Origin of the sequence: Sphaerochaeta sp. S2 (assembly GCF_016406725.1) — a bacterium.
In the GTDB taxonomy this organism is placed as follows: Bacteria; Spirochaetota; Spirochaetia; order Sphaerochaetales; family Sphaerochaetaceae; genus Sphaerochaeta.
This window is the reverse complement of record NZ_JAEKNT010000176.1, coordinates 1-3,396: the sequence shown is the minus strand read 5'-3', so window position 1 is coordinate 3,396 and position 3,396 is coordinate 1. Positions and strand designations below refer to the sequence as shown.

The 3,396-nt window shown below is 48.0% G+C and carries 4 protein-coding genes; all 4 read right to left on the bottom strand.

Going from position 1 to position 3,396, the window contains the following annotated elements:
• Nucleotides 1-19 precede the first annotated feature (19 nt).
• A complete protein-coding gene (locus JF818_RS04680) occupies nt 20-553 on the bottom strand; it encodes an amino acid ABC transporter permease (protein ID WP_233066205.1) in 534 nt (177 codons plus the stop codon).
• 74 nt (nt 554-627) lie between these two features.
• Complete coding sequence (locus tag JF818_RS04675; RefSeq protein WP_198890811.1) at nt 628-1,443, bottom strand: amino acid ABC transporter substrate-binding protein; 816 nt, start codon at nt 1,441-1,443, stop codon at nt 628-630.
• Between the two features lie 98 nt (nt 1,444-1,541).
• On the bottom strand, nt 1,542-1,721 hold the full coding sequence (locus JF818_RS04670; RefSeq protein WP_198890810.1) for a FeoB-associated Cys-rich membrane protein: 180 nt from the start codon (nt 1,719-1,721) through the stop codon (nt 1,542-1,544).
• A 10-nt stretch (nt 1,722-1,731) separates the two neighbouring features.
• Nucleotides 1,732-3,396, bottom strand: a 1,665-nt coding sequence (gene feoB / locus JF818_RS04665; RefSeq protein WP_198890809.1) for a ferrous iron transport protein B, incomplete at its 5' end; no start/stop codon positions are given.

The following is a 3,396-nucleotide window of genomic DNA, read 5'->3' as shown; positions in this document are numbered from 1 at the left end:
GCCATGTTGGTCCCCAGCTTCAAATATTTATAAGAGACAGGTTCTCGGCAACCCTGAACAGTTCAGCAACCCCGATAGTCTGAGCAAGCGCAGTATCTTTTACCAGGGTGATTACCTCATTCCCCATTGCAGGGATAATTCGTTTGACTACCTGAGGGGCAATCACATGGGTGAATGTATGAGCCTTGGAGAAACCAAGAACCAAGGATGCCTCATACTGCCCGACAGGGATCGATTGGATTCCACCACGGTAAATCTCGGCAAAATATGCTGCATAGTTGATGGTATAGCCTACAATGACAGCAGTGAAACGGTCATAAGAGGAGCCGAAGATGTAGTAGGGGGCAAAGTAAACAAACAAGAGCTGGAGGATCAAGGGAGTGCCCCTCATGATCATGATGTACACATTTACCACGTTCGAAATGATTGGGTTTTTCGACATCCTGCCTTTAGCAACCAACATACCCAGGGGGAGGGAGAATAGCAGGGTTAGGCCGAATATCTTCAAACTGGTCATCGTGGCAACCAGCATCTGCATTAAGAGGTTTCCCATCGGTGTCTCCTAGAGATAAGGTGTTGAAAAAAAGAAAACGGGGAGCCAAGCTCCCCGTAATCATAACGGTTTCGTTATTTTGCTACAACAGTAATATCACTACCGAACCAATCGGTGGAGATTTTTGCAAGTGTACCGTCTGCGGCCATTGCCTCAAGCTGCTGCCATACTGCGTCTGCAAGCTTCTGTTCACCCTTGCGGAATCCAATACCATAGTCTTCGGGAGCAAGTTCCTCCTCGAGGATTCTGAAGGGTTTTCCGCTGCGCTTGATGTTGTCCTCTGCAACGGTGACATCAACCACCAGTGCATCAATACCTCCAATCTCAAGATCCATCAAACCGGTAAGGTTCTCCTTGAACTCAACAAAGCTCTTTACGGACTGCTTGAACTCGGGAGTGTCGTCGATTGCATTTGAAGCTGATGATCCAGCCTGGTATCCTACGGTTTTTCCACTGAGGGAGGCAAGTGTGGTGTAAGGGCTGTCATCCCGTACTACAACAACCTGGGCATTGTGGATATAGGGAGGGGTAAAGGTCATGGCTTCCTGACGTTCAGGAGTGATGGTGAAACCATTCCAGATACAGTCAATGTTTCCGGTATTCAGTTCCTGTTCCTTGGCATTCCAATCGATTGCCTGGAGCTTGAGCTCAACACCGAGGCGCTTCATAGCTTCCTTGGCCAAATCTACATCAAAACCCACCAGTTCCCCTTTCTCATTACGGAAACCCATAGGAGGGAAGTTGTCATCGAGACCCATGACAAGCACGCCCTTGTCCATGATTTTCTGAAGGGAATTATCAACACCGGGTGCTTGTTCCTTGGTCCCTGCAGCGAAAAGGCTGACCGAAACCAATAATAGTGACAACAGTACAACAATGCTTCGTTTCATTTCTATCTCTCCTCAAACAATACTACCCGTTCTGGGTGTTAGTGGAGAGTGTAACGAAAAAGAGGGGAAATATCCAGACTTACTGCATAAATATTCAGTTAATGAATAGTTTTATTGCAGTGGTCAGCAAACTGACACCCCTTGCAAGCACTTCCTTTTTTTGGTGAGCAAGAGGCACAACTCTCCTCCTTGCTCTGTTTTGTAAGAGCTGCAATAGCGTATGCAACCAGAGAGATGATCAAAGCTGCAACAACCACATTAGCGATAATCGTAGTCATAAGCATTCCTTTATATCAGAAGCAGCACCATGTAACGAACCAAGAGTGCTGATAGATAGGCGAATCCTGTCTGCCACAGCAGGGCATACAGAAGTTTTCTCTTGCTTCCCAATTCCTTGAACATTGCTCCAATGGCGGCAATACAGGGAGAGGAGAGCAGAATGAAAGTCATATAGGAGAGAGCGGAGTCGGGAGTGAAGAAAGATCCCAGATTGGCAGTCCCGATGGTTACGCTCAGTGTACTGACAATGGTCTCCTTGGCAGCAATTCCCGTCAACAGGGCAACACTAGCCTGCCAGAAACCAAATCCCAATGGGGCAAACAGTGGAGCAATGACCCGCCCCATGATAGCAAGCATGCTTGACTCTGCATCAACCAACTGGAAAGTAAAGGAGTACGAGGAGAGCAGATAGATGATCACAGAGGAGAGTAGGATGATGGTTCCAGCCTTCTGTATGAATCCCAGGGTGCGCTCCTTGGTCTGGAGCCAGACATTCCTGACTGTAGGTAGTTGGTAGCGGGGTAGCTCAAGAATGAAGGCATTGGTTTCCTTATGCTTGTCGATTGCCCGTGCAAGTAATCCTGTAACAATGACGGCGACAATACCTAGAAGGTAGATCATGGGGGCGATGTACCACTGACCAGGGAAAAAGTAGGTGAGCATAAGAGCAAAAACCGGCATCTTTGCACCACAGGGGATGAATGGGGTTACAATGACCGTGAGTTCCCGCTGTTTCTGGTGCTCGATTGTCCTGCTGCTCATAATTGCAGGTACTGAACAACCGGTTCCAATCACCAAGGGGATAATGGACTTGCCTGAAAGACCTAGGGTGCGCATCATCCTATCCATGATAAAGGCGATTCGCGCCATATACCCACAATCTTCCAAGATGGAAAGAAGAAGAAAGAGTACAAATAGCTGGGGAACAAAGGTCAGTACCGCCCCAACCCCTGCAATGATACCATCCACAAGTATTCCTGAGAGCAAGGGGTGTACTCCCAACGTCTCTGATAAGGTGAACACCTGGCTACCAAGGTACCCAAAGAGATTCTCCAGGATTGGGGTGGTGTATCCTCCAACAAGACCAATGGAGAGATAGAAGACTGCTCCCATGATCAATATGAACAGAGGAATAGCTGCTATACGATTGGTTGCAATGGAATCGAAATTGAAAGACTTCTCTTTTTGCTTTCGGATTTGACAGTCCTTGGCGATATGCTCGGCTACCTTGTAGCGTTGGTCGATGATGATCGCCTCCGGGTCGTCATCATAGTGGGCAACCAGTTCAGCGCGTACCTCGTTAAGATATGTATTAAACGCTTCGGGAATGGGAGGCATTGAGGAGAGGAAGAGTTCATCTTCCTCTATAAGCTTAATGGCTGCCCATCGCATCTGCCTTCCTTTCGGTATTGCATGAAGGTAGTCATCCTCGATGATATGCGAGATATAGCGTTCTATGAAGTTGGAAAAGAGCGGGCAGAGTGCCGCATGTTTCTCTCTGAGGCTATGTTCAATTGCCTCTTTCAGTTCATCGATTCCGGTTCCCCTGCTCGCTGAGACAGTCACCACCGGGGATCCGGTCATCTGGCTGAGACGTTTGGTATCAATCTTGATCCCTTCCTTTTCCAGAAGGTCCGCCATATTAAGCACAAGCAAGAGAGGTCGGCCCAGTTC

Excerpts from the sequence above, each read along its gene's own strand:
- JF818_RS04680 (WP_233066205.1), bottom strand. The coding sequence starts at position 553 with ATGGGAAACCTCTTAATGCAGATGCTGGTTGCCACGATGACCAGTTTG.
- JF818_RS04675 (WP_198890811.1), bottom strand. The coding sequence starts at position 1,443 with ATGAAACGAAGCATTGTTGTACTGTTGTCACTATTATTGGTTTCGGTC.
- JF818_RS04670 (WP_198890810.1), bottom strand. The coding sequence starts at position 1,721 with ATGACTACGATTATCGCTAATGTGGTTGTTGCAGCTTTGATCATCTCT.